This window comes from Clostridium sp. C2-6-12 (assembly GCF_009928485.1).
Taxonomy (GTDB): domain Bacteria; phylum Bacillota; class Clostridia; order Clostridiales; family Clostridiaceae; genus Clostridium.
The window spans coordinates 1-483 of sequence record NZ_JAABNP010000098.1; the positions used below are offsets into that span (position 1 = coordinate 1).

At 23.2% G+C, this 483-nt stretch carries 1 protein-coding gene; it reads right to left on the reverse strand.

Annotation, left to right across the window (positions count from 1 at the left end; genetic code table 11):
• Positions 1-127: 127 nt before the first annotated feature.
• Positions 128-361 carry a hypothetical protein gene (locus GXK56_RS27530; RefSeq protein WP_160693494.1) on the reverse strand — a complete coding sequence of 78 codons (234 nt, stop codon included), beginning with the start codon at positions 359-361 and terminating at the stop codon, positions 128-130.
• Positions 362-483 lie beyond the last annotated feature (122 nt).

The following is a 483-nucleotide window of genomic DNA, read 5'->3' on the forward strand; positions in this document are numbered from 1 at the left end:
TTTATTAGAATTATGCATTAAAAAAATCGCAAATTCAACTTCTCTTGAATAATGCGATTTTACAATTTGTTATTTAATTTTATTGATTTATAATTTATAAATATTATATTGTAATTATATTTTAAAATTACTTTTTCTTCTCACCTTTAAAAATGGTTATGACAGATAAAATACATAGGAGTAGCAAAAATAATAATCTTAACCAATCCATTGTCAGCCAAAACTCTCCGCCATTTATAATAGCGGGACTTGTATTGTATTCATCTGCAAAGATAGCAGAATTCAAAAACAATTTAAGAGAAATAATTAATGATACAAAACTTAATAAAAATATTATAATTGAGAATTTCTTTTTTCCCATAGGTCCCTCCCCTATTGAACAACATATTAATAATATAAATCAATTATGGCACAAATTGTAACTATCACATTATTCAATTTTCAAAGAACATAATTTTTATTAATTACTACGTCAAATCTACA